The sequence below is a fragment of the Pseudomonas sp. SDT291_1_S447 genome (assembly GCF_054070155.1).
Genome location: NZ_JBSVXS010000005.1, coordinates 76,278 through 89,886 on the forward strand (window position 1 = coordinate 76,278; position 13,609 = coordinate 89,886).

The 13,609-nt window shown below is 59.8% G+C and carries 13 protein-coding genes; 10 read left to right on the forward strand and 3 right to left on the reverse strand.

Annotated features, from left to right (window positions below):
• The first annotated feature begins 245 nt into the window (after nucleotides 1-245).
• The 4 genes from ACW9IR_RS03430 (at nucleotide 246) to argE (ending at nucleotide 4,016) form a co-directional block, all read left to right on the forward strand.
• Complete coding sequence (locus tag ACW9IR_RS03430) at nucleotides 246-1,565, forward strand: flavin-containing monooxygenase (protein ID WP_110721260.1); 1,320 nt, start codon at nucleotides 246-248, stop codon at nucleotides 1,563-1,565.
• 58 nt (nucleotides 1,566-1,623) lie between these two features.
• Complete coding sequence (locus ACW9IR_RS03435) at nucleotides 1,624-2,040, forward strand: RidA family protein (RefSeq protein ID WP_007910844.1); 417 nt, start codon at nucleotides 1,624-1,626, stop codon at nucleotides 2,038-2,040.
• Nucleotides 2,041-2,193: 153 nt separating this feature from the next.
• Entirely contained in the window at nucleotides 2,194-2,871 is a 678-nt protein-coding gene (locus tag ACW9IR_RS03440; RefSeq protein ID WP_110721259.1) for a DUF1028 domain-containing protein, read from the forward strand.
• Entirely contained in the window at nucleotides 2,868-4,016 is a 1,149-nt protein-coding gene (gene argE, locus ACW9IR_RS03445; protein ID WP_102902113.1) for an acetylornithine deacetylase, read from the forward strand. Before ACW9IR_RS03440 ends, argE begins: the two co-directional genes overlap by 4 nt.
• A gap of 18 nt (nucleotides 4,017-4,034) precedes the next feature.
• Here argE and ACW9IR_RS03450 read toward each other — a convergent pair whose 3' ends face one another.
• Nucleotides 4,035-4,946, reverse strand: a complete 912-nt coding sequence (locus ACW9IR_RS03450; protein WP_457461659.1) for a LysR family transcriptional regulator — start codon at nucleotides 4,944-4,946, stop codon at nucleotides 4,035-4,037.
• A gap of 259 nt (nucleotides 4,947-5,205) precedes the next feature.
• On the opposite strand from ACW9IR_RS03450, the gene ACW9IR_RS03455 reads away from it, so the two are divergent.
• Nucleotides 5,206-6,621, forward strand: a complete 1,416-nt coding sequence (locus ACW9IR_RS03455) for a purine-cytosine permease family protein (protein ID WP_457461660.1) — start codon at nucleotides 5,206-5,208, stop codon at nucleotides 6,619-6,621.
• Nucleotides 6,622-6,720: 99 nt separating this feature from the next.
• The gene (locus ACW9IR_RS03460; RefSeq protein ID WP_457461662.1) at nucleotides 6,721-7,344 is read left to right on the forward strand and encodes a glutathione S-transferase family protein; all 624 of its coding nucleotides are present in this window, start codon (nucleotides 6,721-6,723) and stop codon (nucleotides 7,342-7,344) included.
• Between the two features lie 6 nt (nucleotides 7,345-7,350).
• Here ACW9IR_RS03460 and ACW9IR_RS03465 read toward each other — a convergent pair whose 3' ends face one another.
• Entirely contained in the window at nucleotides 7,351-7,848 is a 498-nt protein-coding gene (locus tag ACW9IR_RS03465) for a winged helix-turn-helix transcriptional regulator (protein ID WP_457461665.1), read from the reverse strand.
• A gap of 98 nt (nucleotides 7,849-7,946) precedes the next feature.
• On the opposite strand from ACW9IR_RS03465, the gene ACW9IR_RS03470 reads away from it, so the two are divergent.
• From ACW9IR_RS03470 to ACW9IR_RS03480, 3 genes are all read left to right on the forward strand, one after another.
• Nucleotides 7,947-8,585 (forward strand): isochorismatase family cysteine hydrolase, encoded by a 639-nt coding sequence (locus ACW9IR_RS03470; RefSeq protein WP_457461667.1) that lies wholly within the window; start codon nucleotides 7,947-7,949, stop codon nucleotides 8,583-8,585.
• On the forward strand, nucleotides 8,582-10,150 hold the full coding sequence (locus ACW9IR_RS03475) for an aldehyde dehydrogenase (NADP(+)) (RefSeq protein ID WP_457461669.1): 1,569 nt from the start codon (nucleotides 8,582-8,584) through the stop codon (nucleotides 10,148-10,150). Before ACW9IR_RS03470 ends, ACW9IR_RS03475 begins: the two co-directional genes overlap by 4 nt.
• 412 nt (nucleotides 10,151-10,562) lie before the next feature.
• The gene (locus tag ACW9IR_RS03480) at nucleotides 10,563-11,048 is read left to right on the forward strand and encodes a hypothetical protein (protein ID WP_457461670.1); all 486 of its coding nucleotides are present in this window, start codon (nucleotides 10,563-10,565) and stop codon (nucleotides 11,046-11,048) included.
• A gap of 134 nt (nucleotides 11,049-11,182) precedes the next feature.
• Here ACW9IR_RS03480 and ptrR read toward each other — a convergent pair whose 3' ends face one another.
• On the reverse strand, nucleotides 11,183-12,061 hold the full coding sequence (gene ptrR, locus ACW9IR_RS03485; protein WP_457461723.1) for a putrescine utilization regulator PtrR: 879 nt from the start codon (nucleotides 12,059-12,061) through the stop codon (nucleotides 11,183-11,185).
• Between the two features lie 103 nt (nucleotides 12,062-12,164).
• Here ptrR and ACW9IR_RS03490 point away from each other — a divergent pair, with 103 nt between their 5' ends.
• Nucleotides 12,165-13,556 (forward strand): aldehyde dehydrogenase family protein, encoded by a 1,392-nt coding sequence (locus ACW9IR_RS03490; RefSeq protein WP_457461672.1) that lies wholly within the window; start codon nucleotides 12,165-12,167, stop codon nucleotides 13,554-13,556.
• Nucleotides 13,557-13,609: the final 53 nt, after the last annotated feature.

The following is a 13,609-nucleotide window of genomic DNA, read 5'->3' on the forward strand; positions in this document are numbered from 1 at the left end:
TGAGGGGAAGATTCTGATCACCACTGCACGTTACGCCAACGGTTTTTTTATCTCCCAACCCCACAGCCGATTTCCTGCAACCCCTGTATTTCAAGGGTTTCCAAGCGCTGCATCAGATTTTTATCTTCACATCCCAGCTTAATAATATTTTACCGAAATCCCCCTCCTCCCTAGTCTGACCGCAAGCAAAACGGACAAGCCAACAGCGGCCCGAATCCCACTGCCTTGCTAGGAAGGATGTAGAGATGACCACTGCAATAATAAAAACAGACACGCTGATCGTGGGTGCTGGCCAGGCAGGCGTCGCCATGAGCGAACACCTGAGCAAACTCGGTGTGCCGCACCTCGTGCTGGAGCGCAATCGCATTGCCGAACGCTGGCGCACCGGGCGTTGGGACTCGCTGGTTGCCAACGGCCCGGCCTGGCACGACCGCTTTCCCGGCCTGGAATTCGATGACGTCGATCCCGACGGCTTCGCCCCGAAAGAGCGCGTGGCGGATTACTTCGAAGCCTATGCAAAGAAATTCAATGCGCCGATCCGCACCGGCGTTGAAGTGAAAAGCGTGGTGCGCAATGTCGGGCGCCCGGGTTTCACCGTCGAGACCTCCGAAGGCGTGATCGAAGCCAGTCGTGTGGTCGCTGCGACCGGGCCGTTTCAGAAACCGGTGATTCCGGCGATTGCCCCGCAGGACGAACGTCTGTTGCAGATCCACTCCGCTGATTACCGCAATCCGCAGCAACTGCCGGCAGGCGCAGTGCTGGTGGTCGGTGCCGGTTCTTCCGGCGTGCAGATTGCCGATGAGCTGCAACGTTCCGGCAAGCAGGTTTACCTGTCGGTCGGCGCCCACGATCGCCCACCTCGCGCCTATCGCAACCGGGATTTCTGCTGGTGGTTGGGCGTGCTTGGCGAGTGGGATCAAGCGGCGATGAAACCGGGGCGTGAGCACGTGACCATCGCGGTCAGCGGTGCCCATGGCGGGCGCACCATCGATTTCCGTGGTCTGGCCCATCGCGGCATGACCCTGGTTGGCGTCACCGAATCGTTCAATAACGGCGTGGTGACCTTCAAGCAGGACCTGGTCGGCAACCTCACTCGCGGCGACGAAAATTACCTGGCGTTGCTCGATGCCGCCGATGCCTACATCGAGCGCAACGGCCTCGATCTGCCGGAAGAACCTGAAGCGCGCGAAACCTATCCGGACCCCGAGTGCGTGAAAAATCCGCTGGCCGATCTGGATCTGGCCAAGGCCGGTATCACGTCGATCATCTGGGCCACCGGGTTTGCCGTGGATTATTCCTGGCTGCAAGTCGCGACGTTCGATGACAAGGGCAAGCCTGTGCACCAACGTGGTGTGTCGAGTGAACCGGGCGTGTATTTCCTTGGTTTGCCGTGGCAGTCGCGTCGCGGTTCGTCGTTCATCTGGGGCGTGTGGCACGACGCCAAGCACGTCGCCGATCACATCGCCACCCAGCGCAAGTATCTGGACTATCGCGATGCCGAGCAGCGTGAAGCCGCACTGCATTCGAGCAGCCACAACAAAGCCGCCGACACCGTCGACGCTTGATAGCCCTTTTCGCGCCGGCGCCGATTGCGCCGGGGCGTACCATCTTCAGGAGTTTCACATGAGCCAGCCCACCCACACTCGCATCCGCATGTTCAACACCAAAGACACCTACCCGAACCAGACCCTGGACAATGACCTGTGCCAGGCCGTGCGGGCCGGCAACACCGTGTATGTCCGTGGTCAGGTCGGCACGGATTTCGACGGCAATCTGGTGGGTCTGGGTGATCCGCGCGCGCAGGCCGAACAAGCGATGCGCAACGTTAAACAGTTGCTGGAAGAAGCCGGCAGCGACATGAGCCACATCGTCAAAACCACCACGTACCTGATCGACCCGCGTTATCGCGAAGCGGTATATGGCGAAGTCGGCAAGTGGCTTAAAGGCGTGTTCCCGATCTCCACTGGACTGGTGGTGTCGGCGCTGGGGCAGCCGCAGTGGCTGATGGAGATTGATGTGATTGCGGTGATTCCTGAGTAAGTCAGGAAACCGAGTCGCGGCTATCGCTGGCAAGCCAGCTCCCACAGGGTTTGGAGTTGTTTGAAGGTTTTTTGATCGACCCCAAACCTGTGGGAGCTGGCTTGCCAGCGATGAGGCCCTCAAGGACAACATCTTCTAGTAAGGAGTAAGCAGATGACCTTTTCAATCGCAGCCCGCTGCGCCGAAACCGGCCAGTTCGGTGTCGCCATCAGTTCCTCCAGCATCGCCGTCGGTGCGCGCTGCCCGTGGCTGCTGCCCGGCGTTGGCGCGGTGTCGAGCCAGAACATCACCCTGCCGTCCCTCGGCCCGGAAGTCCTCGCGCTGATGGAGCAAGGTCTGGCGCCGGACGATGCGCTGGACAAGGTGCTCACGCGTAACGGCTACAGCCAGTACCGCCAGATCACCGCGATCAACCACCTCGGCCAGACCGCACATTTCAGCGGTGCGCAAACCCTCGGCGTGCACAACGCCGTCAGCGGCGAACAGTGCGTCGCCGCCGGTAACATGCTCGCCGGGCGTTCGGTGATCGAAGCGATGGTCAGCGCCTTCGAGGACGGCGAAGGTCAACTCGCTGATCGTCTGCTCAAGGCCCTGCACGCCGCGCAAGCGCTCGGTGGCGAAGCCGGCCCGGTGCATTCGGCCGCCGTCGTGGTGGTCGGCGAGCAGACCTGGCCGATCGTCAACCTGCGCGTCGACTGGGCCGATGAAGACCCGATCGGCCAGTTGCAACAACTCTGGGACGCCTACGCGCCGCAGCTTCAGGACTACATCGACCGCGCCCTCGATCCGGCCAAGGCGCCGGGCTATGGCGTGGCCGGGGACGAGCGATGAACAGCGTCGAGTTGCTCAAGGCGCTGGTGGGGTTCGATACCACCAGCCGTGAATCCAACTTGCAGTTGATCGAATTCGTCCGCGATTACCTCGAAGGTTTCGACGTGCCCTGCGCGCTGATCTACAACGATGAGCGCAGCAAGGCCAACCTGTTCGCCACGATCGGCCCGGTGGATCAACCGGGCATTGTGCTGTCCGGGCACACCGATGTAGTGCCGGTCGATGGTCAGCCGTGGACGCTGCCGCCGTTCGAATTGACCGAGCGCGACGGCAAGGTGTTTGGGCGCGGTACGGCAGACATGAAGGGTTATATCGCCTGTGTGCTGGCGCTGGTACCGGCGCTGGTGCAGGCGTCGTTGCGCCTGCCGGTGCACATCGCTCTGTCTTACGACGAAGAGGTTGGCTGCCTCGGCGTGCGTTCGCTGCTCGAGGTCTTGCAGCAACGCCCGATCAAACCGTTGCTGTGCATCATCGGCGAACCGACCGAGCTGAAACCGGTGCTCGGCCACAAAGGCAAACTGGCGATGCGTTGCGATGTGCATGGCCATCCGTGCCATTCGGCTTACGCGCCACTGGGCGTCAATGCCATCGAATACGCCGCCGAACTGATTGGTGAGCTGGGCCGACTCGGGCAGCAACTGAAAACGCCAGAGCATCATGACAAGCGCTTCGACCCGCCCTACAGCACCGTGCAAACCGGAGTGATCAGCGGCGGCAAAGCCTTGAACATCGTGCCTGCCGACTGTCGTTTCGATTTCGAAATTCGCGCCCTGCCCTCGCAGGATCCGGGCCTCGTCGCCCAAGCACTGAAAGCCTATGCCGAACGCGAAGTGCTGCCGCGCATGCGTGCGATCAGTGCGCAAAGCGAGATCCGCTTCAGCGAATTATCAGCCTATCCGGGGTTGGTCACCGATGCGCAGAGCCAGGCCGCCGAGCTGATTGCGGCGTTCTGCGGTTCAACGGATTTCGCCACGGTGGCGTTCGGCACGGAAGGCGGACTGTTTGATGCGGCGGGTATCCCGACCGTGGTCTGCGGGCCCGGCAGCATGGATCAGGGCCACAAACCCGACGAGTTTGTCAGCCTCGATCAACTGAAGGCCTGCGACGAAATGCTCCAACGTGTGCTGACTTTCATCAGCGATTGAACCGTGGCTCGACTGCTCTCAAGCGTACAGTCGGGCCAGTTCCTCACGACAATGGTCGACAAACAACTGCACCGGTTTGGTCAGTTGCACCCGCCGCAGCCAGGCTGCCGACAATCCCGACCCGGTCACGGTTTCCGCCAGCGGCACGCAGACGACTTTCTGGCCGTCGTAGGTGTAGTCGCTGAACGGTTTGGTGACCAGAATCGAAAAGCCGAAACCGCGCCCGACCATGCCGCGCACCATCTCGATTGATGGGGAGCTGAACACAATGTGCGGGGTCAACCCGCGCTCCTCGAAAATGCTCACGAAGTAGGTCCGGCTCGGCACCACGTCGAGCAGAATCATGGGCTCCAGCACCAGATCATGCAGCGAGACTTTCGCCTGTTGCGCAAAGCGGTGATCCGCCGGGAGCAAGGCGTAAGGCTGCTGCGCGGGCATCAGCGGCGTGGTTTCGATCGTGCTATCGAGATCGTGCTCGAACAGCATCGCCAGGTCGATGCTGCCGGCCGTCAGCGCCTGCACCAGCTCTTGCTGCTCACCGTCGCGAATGCGGATTTCCACCCCCGGCCAGCGTTCCTTGAAACCGGCGATCAGGCGCGGCAGGTACAGCGGCGCGACAGTTTCAAAACAGCCGATATCGATTTGCCCGGCCACCACGTCGTTGTCGGCCAGTGCGTTCTGTTCGAATTCGTGGGCAACGCGTAACAGCTCCAGCGCCTTGCGGTAGAAGCGTGAGCCGCTGGGCGTCAGCGATACACCCTGGGCGTGATGGCGGATGAACAGCTGCACGCCGAAACTTTCTTCCAGATGCTTGATCGCCGTGGAGACCGACGGCTGCGCGATGTAGAGCTTGCGCGACGCTTCGGCGACGCTGCCGCACTCGGCGGTGGTGACGAAGTATTTGAGCTGGCGCAGGTTGTAGGCGGCCATGGGAATCTCCAGAAAATCAAAGGGTCGCAGCCTTCGGCAGCTCCTGCACAAAGCGCTGTGAATCAAGATAAGAGAGAAGCCTGAACATACCGGAGCCAGGCCTCGCCCGGAGCATATTTTTTTTAAGGTCTGTAGCAACAAACTTACTAATTTATCTCTCGCGGTGCTTTGCACATGATCGCTTCAACAAGAAATGCGCCGCCCGTGCCGGCGCTTGCCGAAGTACGTCCACGTACTCATCCTTGCCTTGGAGTTCGTCATGGCTACCCCTGCAGCAACCTCCGCTCCGCTGATTGAAAAACACACGATAGGATACGTGCCCCCCGAAGATCGCCACGGAAAGGTCAGGGATCTGTTCACGCTCTGGTTCGGCGGCAACATCGCGCCGTTGCCCATCGTTACCGGTGCGCTGGGCGTGCAGTTGTTTCACTTGAATCTGCTCTGGGGCATCGTCGCCATTCTCGTCGGCCACCTGGTCGGTGGTGTGCTGATGGCGCTGCACTCGGCGCAAGGCCCACAGATGGGCATCCCGCAAATGATCCAGAGCCGCGCGCAGTTCGGCTCGCTCGGCGCGTTGCTGGTGGTACTGATCGCCGGCGTCATGTACATCGGCTTCTTCGCTTCCAACATCGTGCTGGCCGGCAAGTCGTTGCATGGCGTGGTCGACAGCGTTCCGGTGCCGGTCGGTATCGTCATTGGCGCAGTCGGTTCGGGAATCATCGGCATCATTGGCTACCGCTTTATCCATGTACTCAACCGCATCGGCACCTGGGTGTTGGGGATCGGCATCGTTGTCGGTTTCGGCTACATCTTCACTCATATTCAAACCGATGACTTCCTCACCCGGGGCAGCTTCAACCTGTCCGGTTGGCTGGCCACCGTGTCGCTGGCCGCGCTGTGGCAGATCGCGTTTGCGCCCTACGTGTCGGATTATTCGCGGTACTTGCCGGCCGACGTCAAAGTCTCGTCGACGTTCTGGACCACGTACTTGGGGTCGGCGTTCGGTTCGAGTCTGGCGTTTATTTTCGGCGCCGTCGCGGTGCTGGCGACGCCCGTCGGCATGGACACCATGGATGCAGTGAAACTCGCCACCGGTTCCATTGGCCCGCTGATGCTGGTGCTGTTTCTGCTCAGCGTGATCAGCCACAACGCCCTCAACCTTTACGGCGCGGTGCTGTCGCTGATCACTCTGGTGCAGACCTTCGCCTACCGCTGGATCCCCACCGCCAAGAGCCGCGCAGTGATCTCGATCATCGTGTTGCTGGCTTGCTGCTTTGCCGCCGTCGGCGCCTCGAAAGACTTTATCGGCCACTTCGTCGACATGGTGCTGGTGTTGCTGGTGGTGTTGGTGCCGTGGACGGCGATCAACCTGATCGACTTCTATGCGATCCACAAAGGGCAGTACGACATCCAGTCGATCTTCCAGGTCGACGGCGGCATCTACGGCCGCTACAACCCGCAGGCGTTGCTGGCTTACGCGATCGGCATCGCTGTGCAGATCCCGTTCATGAACACGCCGCTGTACGTCGGCCCGGTGTCGGCGCACATCAACGGTGCGGATCTGTCGTGGCTGGTGGGATTGCTGGTGACCTCGCCGTTGTATTTCTGGCTGGCCAATCGCGATACGTCTTACCGTCGGCGGATGATGGGCGGCAAACTGGCGGGCAGTCTGTAAGATTGATGCGCTGAAAAAGAAGGCCCGCACTGTGCGGGCCTTCTCCGTTGCGGTGTGGTATTTGTTTACGCCTGACGACGATTGGGTAAGGGACATCCAATGCTGCGAATACTCGGTAAAGCCTCATCGATCAACGTGCGCAAAGTGCTGTGGACTTGCGCTGAATTGCACATTCCTTTCGAGCGTGAAGACTGGGGATCGGGGTTCAGATCGACGAACGATTCGCAGTTTCTCGCGCTCAATCCCTGCGCCATGGTGCCGGTGATTCAGGACGGCGACTTCACCTTGTGGGAGTCGAACACGATCATTCGTTATCTGGCCGCACGTTATGACGGTTCGCACCTCTATCCGACTGACGCGCAAACCCGGGCGCGGGTGGATCAGTGGATCGACTGGCAAGCGTCGGAGCTGAATCGCTCGTGGTCGTACGCCTTCATGTCGCTGGCGCGCCAGTCGCCCGACTATCAGGATAATGCCGCGCTGGCGAACGGCATTGAGCAATGGTCGAAGACCATGGCAATCCTCGACCGACAACTGGAAAAGACCGGCGCCTACGTCAGTGGCGAGCAGTTTTCCCTGGCGGACATTCCCATCGGGCTGTCGGTGAACCGCTGGTTCGAAACCCCACTGGTTCACCCGAATTTTGCCGCAGTGAAAGCCTATTACGAGCGTTTGAGCCTGCGTCCCGGCTACGTGCTGCACGGTCGAAACGGCACGCCGTGATCGAGCTTATTTGCTTTTGAACGCCTCACGCCGCGCCTGCCGTTCGGCGGCGTAGGCTGCTTGTGGCTGGCTGATCAGATCTTCCCGACGCAAGGGTTCGCCGCAGTGCTCGCACAGCGGCCCGAGGCCGGCGTCGTGGTTGCAGTTTTTGTGGGTCATGTTCACCGCCACCCCCTCCTCCGGTGCCTTGCACCAGGTCTCTCCCCACGCCCGCAGCGCAATGATTACCGGGTAGAACGCCTCGCCTTTCGCGGTGAGGTGGTACTCGTAGCGTTTCGGCCGCTCGTTGTACAACCGGCGCTCAACCAGCCCCTCCGCTTCCAGACATTTCAGACGCGCGGCGACCATTTGCGGCGTACCGCCGGTCTGCGCCTGGATCTCGTCATAGCGATGATTGGCCATGAACAACTCGCGCAAAACCAGCACGGTCCAGCGGTCGCCGACGATCGTCTCGGCCCGGGAGATCGGGCACAGCGTGTCAGGAAGACTATCGTTTACTGCCATCAGGGCTTGCCTCTTTTACAGTTACTATGATTATCATATCCACACGATGCCGGGACAAGCCCTGTGCACCGATAGTCCCATTGCCGGAGCAAGCCGCCATGTCGAATACCCCCTATCCGCTGGACAGAACCGCCTATCTGCTGGTCGATCCATACAACGATTTTCTTTCGGACGGCGGCAAGATATTCCCGCTGATCAAACCGATGGCTGAACAGAACGGCCTGCTCGACAACCTGCGCAAACTCGACCGCACCGTGCGCGAGCTGAAAATCCCGGTGGTCATCGTACCCCATCACCGCTGGGAAAAAGGCGACTACGAAAGCTGGGATCACCCGACCCCGACGCAATGCAAAATCATGCACATGCATCATTTTGCCCGTGGCGAATGGGGCGGCGAATGGCACCCGGATTTCGCCCCGAAGGACGGCGATATCGTGGTTCAGGAGCACTGGGGCTCCAGTGGTTTCGCCAACACCGACCTGGATTTTCGCCTGAAACAGCAAGGCGTCACCCACGTGATCATCGTCGGCCTGTTGGCCAACACCTGCATCGAAGCCACCGCCCGCTATGCCGCGGAACTGGGCTACCACGTCACCCTGGTCCGCGATGCAACGGCGGCCTTCAAAGCGGAAATGATGCACGCCGCCCACGAACTCAACGGCCCGACATTTGCTCACGTCATTGCCAGCACGGACGAACTGATTACCAACCTCCAATCCCAGGGTGAAGCGCAATGAATCTGACCGGCCATTTGCTGATCGGCGCGGCGGATGTCGCCGCCACCGAAGGCACGATGAAAGCGCTGAACCCGGCCACTGATCAATTGATCGAACCGGACTTCGTCTTCGGCGGTGCCGCGCAGGTTGATCAGGCAGCGACACTCGCCGATGCGGCATTTGACCGCTACAGCCACACCTCGCTGGCCGAACGCGCAGCTTTCCTCGAGAGCATCGCTGACAACCTCGACGCAGTACGCAGCGAACTGGCGGCACGCGCTGCGCTGGAAACCGGACTGCCCGAAGCTCAGCTTGAGGGCGAAGCTTTGCGAGCAGCGACCCAGTTCCGCCAGTTCGCCGACCTGGTGCGCCGGGGCCGCTTTCTGCAACTGGCCATCGACCCGGCGCAACCCCAGCGTCAGCCGCGCCCACGGATGGATCATCGCCTGCAAAAAATCGCGATCGGCCCGGTAGCGATTTTCGGCGCGAGCAACTTTCCGATTTCCTACTCGGTGGCGGGTGGCGACACCGCGTCAGCATTGGCGGCCGGGGCGCCGGTGATTCTCAAGGCACACAACGCGCATCCCGGCGCCTCGGAAATCCAGGCGCGGGCCATTCGCGAAGCCGTGCAGGCGCATGGTTTACCCGAAGGTGTTTTTTCAATGGTGCGTGGCGGCGGCAATGCCATCGGCGAAGCGCTGGTCGATCATCCGTTGATCAAGGCTGTGACGTTTACCGGATCTGAACAGGGCGGCATGGCGCTGTATCGCCGTGCGCAATTGCGCCCCGAACCAATCCCGGTGTTCACCGAAATGACCAGCGTCAACCCGACCTTCATCCTGCCCGAGGCGCTGGCGGTTCGCGGCGCCGAAATCGGCGACGGCTTCATCGAACGCATGCTGGTCAACGTCGGGCAGGCCTGTTTGTGTCCGTCGATCCTGATTGCCATCCGCGGTGCGGGTTTTGATGAGCTGCGCAACGCCATGCGTAAACGGGTCAGTGAGGCGCCGGCGCGGACGATGCTGACGCCGGGCATTCATGGCGCCTACGTCGAGGGTCTGATGGCGATGAAAGGTGCCGGCGCGCAGGTGATCGCGACAGGCAAGCCGGCCGATGACTCGTTCGCCGGACGTGCGGCCTTGCTGGAAATCGAGGGCCAGCATTTTCTCAGCGATCCAGCACTGGCCCATGAAGTGTTCGGCCCGTTGGCGCTGCTGGTGTCGGTCAGTGATGCCGAGGAACTGCTGGCGGTCGCCCGCTCGTTCAGGGGACAGCTCAGCGCCGCCATTCACCTTGAAAATACGGACTTGGAATTCGCGCGGCGCCTTCTGCCGATTCTCGAACGGCGCACCGGACGCATCGTGGTCAACGCCTTCGCCCACCCACAGGAAGTGACCTTTGCTACGGTGCACGGCGGCCCTTTTCCGGCCACATCGGACAGCCGCTTCACTTCGGTCGGCATGACCTCGATCGAGCGTTTCTTACGGCCCGTGGCGTATCAGGGATTTCCGGATGAGTTGTTGCCAGAGGTGTTGCGCGAGGGCAATCCGCTGAACGTGTCGCGCAGTATCGACGGGGCGTTTTGACAGGAAAAATGCCGGACTCTGGCACGAGAGCCAGCATTTTTACTGACCAAAATCGGCTATTTGCACGGCGCGATCCTGCAAAGTGCCGTAGCAAAAACAACAGCACGGTGCGTAGTGTCGGGATGGTCTGGCAGAAACTTAGATGAGCACGCCTTCGTAAAACGCTCCAGCCGCACGCGACGAATGAGAGCTCGAGTGTGCACGATTTGATCACTGCGGCGATCGCATCGACGACTTTTCACGCTAACTGTGGGGCATGACATATCGCGCCTCGACCAACTCACTCACGCTTTTTACGAAAAAACAACTGTAACTTATGACAGTTACAAAATAGAAAGCTTTAGTTAATCTGTAGTTCGGGTAACTGCCCATAATAGAAAATTCCTAATTTAATCAACTAAGGAACTTAAAAATGAAAAATCCAGACCAGGAATTAGAGTTCACTGCTAGCAACCGTACCGAGAAAAACAAACACCCCAACGACTATTTCACGGCAACTTTCACGCCTCCACGAGAATACACAGGCGAAAACTTTGAAGCAGATTATATTAGCTATACGAACTCTGCTACAGCGGTTAAAAGCTTTATCACAGGTCGTTATGATGAAGGTGTTCCTGGCAGTTATGTCGGTCTCCAGATTGTCTTCCAGAAAGACCTACCAGACGGTACGCATGAAGTGGGACCAGTTGGTAGCGCTGTTACTGGTTCCCTCGCCTTTAGTTCATTAGCGTCATCCCGCACAGAAATAGTCAGGGCAAAAAAAGGAAAACTTCATATTGAGAGACACTCCACTCATAACTCTATTACCGCAACCGTCGAGATGGAGTTCGAGTACCAAAACAAAACCATTAAAGTTTCAAATGGGAAGGTGCACGCTACCTCCGACACCCCAATTTAATTTTAATTGGAAATTATGTACCTCATTGGTTTTTAAAGCGCGCTTCCAGTCGCAGTTTTAAGTATTTACCGCGACTGGTACGCGCGTTGCTAATCGAAAGTTTTTTCCAACACAGAAATACTCAGAAACCTGCCTCATTCCTCTGCCCGCACCACCCCGCGCTCTTCCAGCAAACGCACAAACATGCTCAGGCTGCGCGACACCGTGCCCCTTCGCCAAACCAGCCAGGTGGTCAGATAGCGAAAATCCGCCGCCAATGGCCAGACGCTGACGGTCGCACTCCCGGGCATGCTCTGCAGCATTTTGCGCGGCATCAGCGCCAGTCCGGCGCCGGCGCTGACACAGGCGAGCATGCCGTGGTACGACTCCATTTCGAAGATCTTGCCAGGCACCGCCGAGTCGGTGCTGAACCACTTTTCGAAGTGATGACGGTAGGAACAATTGGAGCGGAAGGCGTAGATATTCTCGCCATTCACATCCGCTGCGCGTTTTACGGGCGCGTGATTGAGCGGCGCGATGATGACCATCTCTTCTTCGAATGCCGGCACGCCTTCCAGCGTTGGATGCAAAACAGGGCCATCGACAAACGCTGCAGCCAGGCGCCCGGAAAGCACACCGTCGATCATCGTCCCCGAGGGCCCGGTCGAGAGGTCGAGGTCGACTTTCGGGTGCAACTGGTTGTATGCCGCGAGCAATTCGGGAATGCGCACCGCCGCCGTGCTTTCCAGCGAGCCCAACGGAAATGCGCCTTGCGGCTCCTCGCCCGCCACCGTTGCCCGGGCCTCCTGCACCAGATCGAGAATCCGTCGCGCGTATTCGAGAAAACTCCACCCCGCCGGCGACAGGCGCAAACGGCTTTTCTCGCGGATAAACAGATCAACGCCCAGATCCTGCTCAAGCTGCTTGATCCGCGTGGTCAGATTCGACGGCACGCGATGGATCTGCGCGGCGGCGGCGCTGATGCTGCCGTGTTCGGCAACGGCTTTGAAGATTTCCAGCTGCACCAGATCCACAGTCATTCTCCAATCGTGAAAGAAACGATCTTTATTATTCAGTTTCCAGAAAACAAACACCACCCTACTCTAAGCCCATCCGACGAACCTGCAGGACGATGTCATGAGCCAGATTTCCAGCCAGACCCACGCCATCTCGATCAACCCCGCCACCGGCGAGCAGATCGGTCATTACGCGTTTGAATCCGCGCAAGCCCTCGACGCCGCGTTGACCCGCGCCGCATATGGCTTTGGCAAGTGGAAACGCAAGCCGCTGCAGGATCGTTCGCGCCTGCTGACCGCGCTGGCCGCTGCGTTGCGTGAAACCAGCGAAGCCATGGCCACGATGATCACCCAGGAAATGGGCAAGCCGATCGCTCAGGCCCGCGGTGAAATCGAGAAATGCGCCAAGCTCTGCGAGTGGTACGCCGAACACGGCCCGGCCATGCTCGACGCTGAGCCGACGCAGGTTGAAGGTGGCAAGGCGCGCATCGAGTACCGTCCGCTCGGCCCGATTCTCGCGGTGATGCCGTGGAACTTCCCGATCTGGCAAGTACTGCGCGGTGCCGTTCCGGCGCTGATCGCTGGCAACACTTACGTGCTCAAGCACGCGCCGAACGTGATGGGCAGCGCCTATCTGTTGCGCGACGCGTTTACTCGCGCCGGTTTCGCCGAGGGTGTTTTTGAGGTGATCAACGTCACCCCGGAAGGCGTTTCCACCGCGATTGCCGATCCACGCATCGCCGCTGTAACGCTGACCGGCAGCGTGCGTGCCGGTATGGCGATCGGTGCTCAGGCCGGTGCCGCGCTGAAGAAATGCGTGTTGGAACTGGGTGGTTCCGATCCATTCATCGTGCTCAACGACGCTGATCTGGATGAGGCGGTGCAAGCCGCCGTTATTGGTCGCTACCAGAACTCCGGTCAGGTTTGCGCGGCAGCCAAACGGCTGATCATCGAAGAAGGCGTGGTCGAAGAATTCACCCGTAAATTCGTCGAAGCCACGCGCAAGTTGAAGGTCGGTGATCCGCTGTCTGCCGAGACCTACATCGGCCCGATGGCACGTTTCGACCTGCGTGATGAACTCGACCAGCAAGTGCGCGACACCCTTGAAGAAGGCGCGACGCTGCTGCTTGGTGGTGGCAAGTCCGAAGGCCCAGGCAACTACTACGAGCCGACCGTACTGGCCGATGTCACCGACCGCATGACCTCGTTCAAACAGGAACTGTTCGGCCCGGTCGCTTCAATCATCACCGCCCGCGATTGCGCGCATGCCGTGGCCTTGGCGAACGACAGCGAGTTCGGCCTGACCGCAACGATCTACACCGCCAACGTCGCACTGGCCCAGCAACTGACCAGCGAACTGGAGACCGGCGGCGTGTTCATCAACGGCTACTCTGCCAGCGATCCACGGGTGACGTTTGGTGGTGTGAAGAAGAGCGGCTTCGGTCGTGAGCTGTCGCACTTCGGCGTGCGCGAGTTCTGCAATGCGCAAACGGTGTGGCTGGATCGCAAATAATCCACGCACCTGGAAAACCTGTGGGAGCGAGCTTGCTCGCGAAGCGGGATTGT

What these genes read in the sequence shown, in the direction of transcription:
- ACW9IR_RS03430 (WP_110721260.1), top strand. Translation starts at nt 246, where the DNA reads ATGACCACTGCAATAATAAAAACAGACACGCTGATCGTGGGTGCTGGC.
- ACW9IR_RS03435 (WP_007910844.1), top strand. Translation starts at nt 1,624, where the DNA reads ATGAGCCAGCCCACCCACACTCGCATCCGCATGTTCAACACCAAAGAC.
- ACW9IR_RS03440 (WP_110721259.1), top strand. Translation starts at nt 2,194, where the DNA reads ATGACCTTTTCAATCGCAGCCCGCTGCGCCGAAACCGGCCAGTTCGGT.
- argE (WP_102902113.1), top strand. Translation starts at nt 2,868, where the DNA reads ATGAACAGCGTCGAGTTGCTCAAGGCGCTGGTGGGGTTCGATACCACC.
- ACW9IR_RS03450 (WP_457461659.1), bottom strand. Translation starts at nt 4,946, where the DNA reads ATGGCCGCCTACAACCTGCGCCAGCTCAAATACTTCGTCACCACCGCC.
- ACW9IR_RS03455 (WP_457461660.1), top strand. Translation starts at nt 5,206, where the DNA reads ATGGCTACCCCTGCAGCAACCTCCGCTCCGCTGATTGAAAAACACACG.
- ACW9IR_RS03460 (WP_457461662.1), top strand. Translation starts at nt 6,721, where the DNA reads ATGCTGCGAATACTCGGTAAAGCCTCATCGATCAACGTGCGCAAAGTG.
- ACW9IR_RS03465 (WP_457461665.1), bottom strand. Translation starts at nt 7,848, where the DNA reads ATGGCAGTAAACGATAGTCTTCCTGACACGCTGTGCCCGATCTCCCGG.
- ACW9IR_RS03470 (WP_457461667.1), top strand. Translation starts at nt 7,947, where the DNA reads ATGTCGAATACCCCCTATCCGCTGGACAGAACCGCCTATCTGCTGGTC.
- ACW9IR_RS03475 (WP_457461669.1), top strand. Translation starts at nt 8,582, where the DNA reads ATGAATCTGACCGGCCATTTGCTGATCGGCGCGGCGGATGTCGCCGCC.
- ACW9IR_RS03480 (WP_457461670.1), top strand. Translation starts at nt 10,563, where the DNA reads ATGAAAAATCCAGACCAGGAATTAGAGTTCACTGCTAGCAACCGTACC.
- ACW9IR_RS03490 (WP_457461672.1), top strand. Translation starts at nt 12,165, where the DNA reads ATGAGCCAGATTTCCAGCCAGACCCACGCCATCTCGATCAACCCCGCC.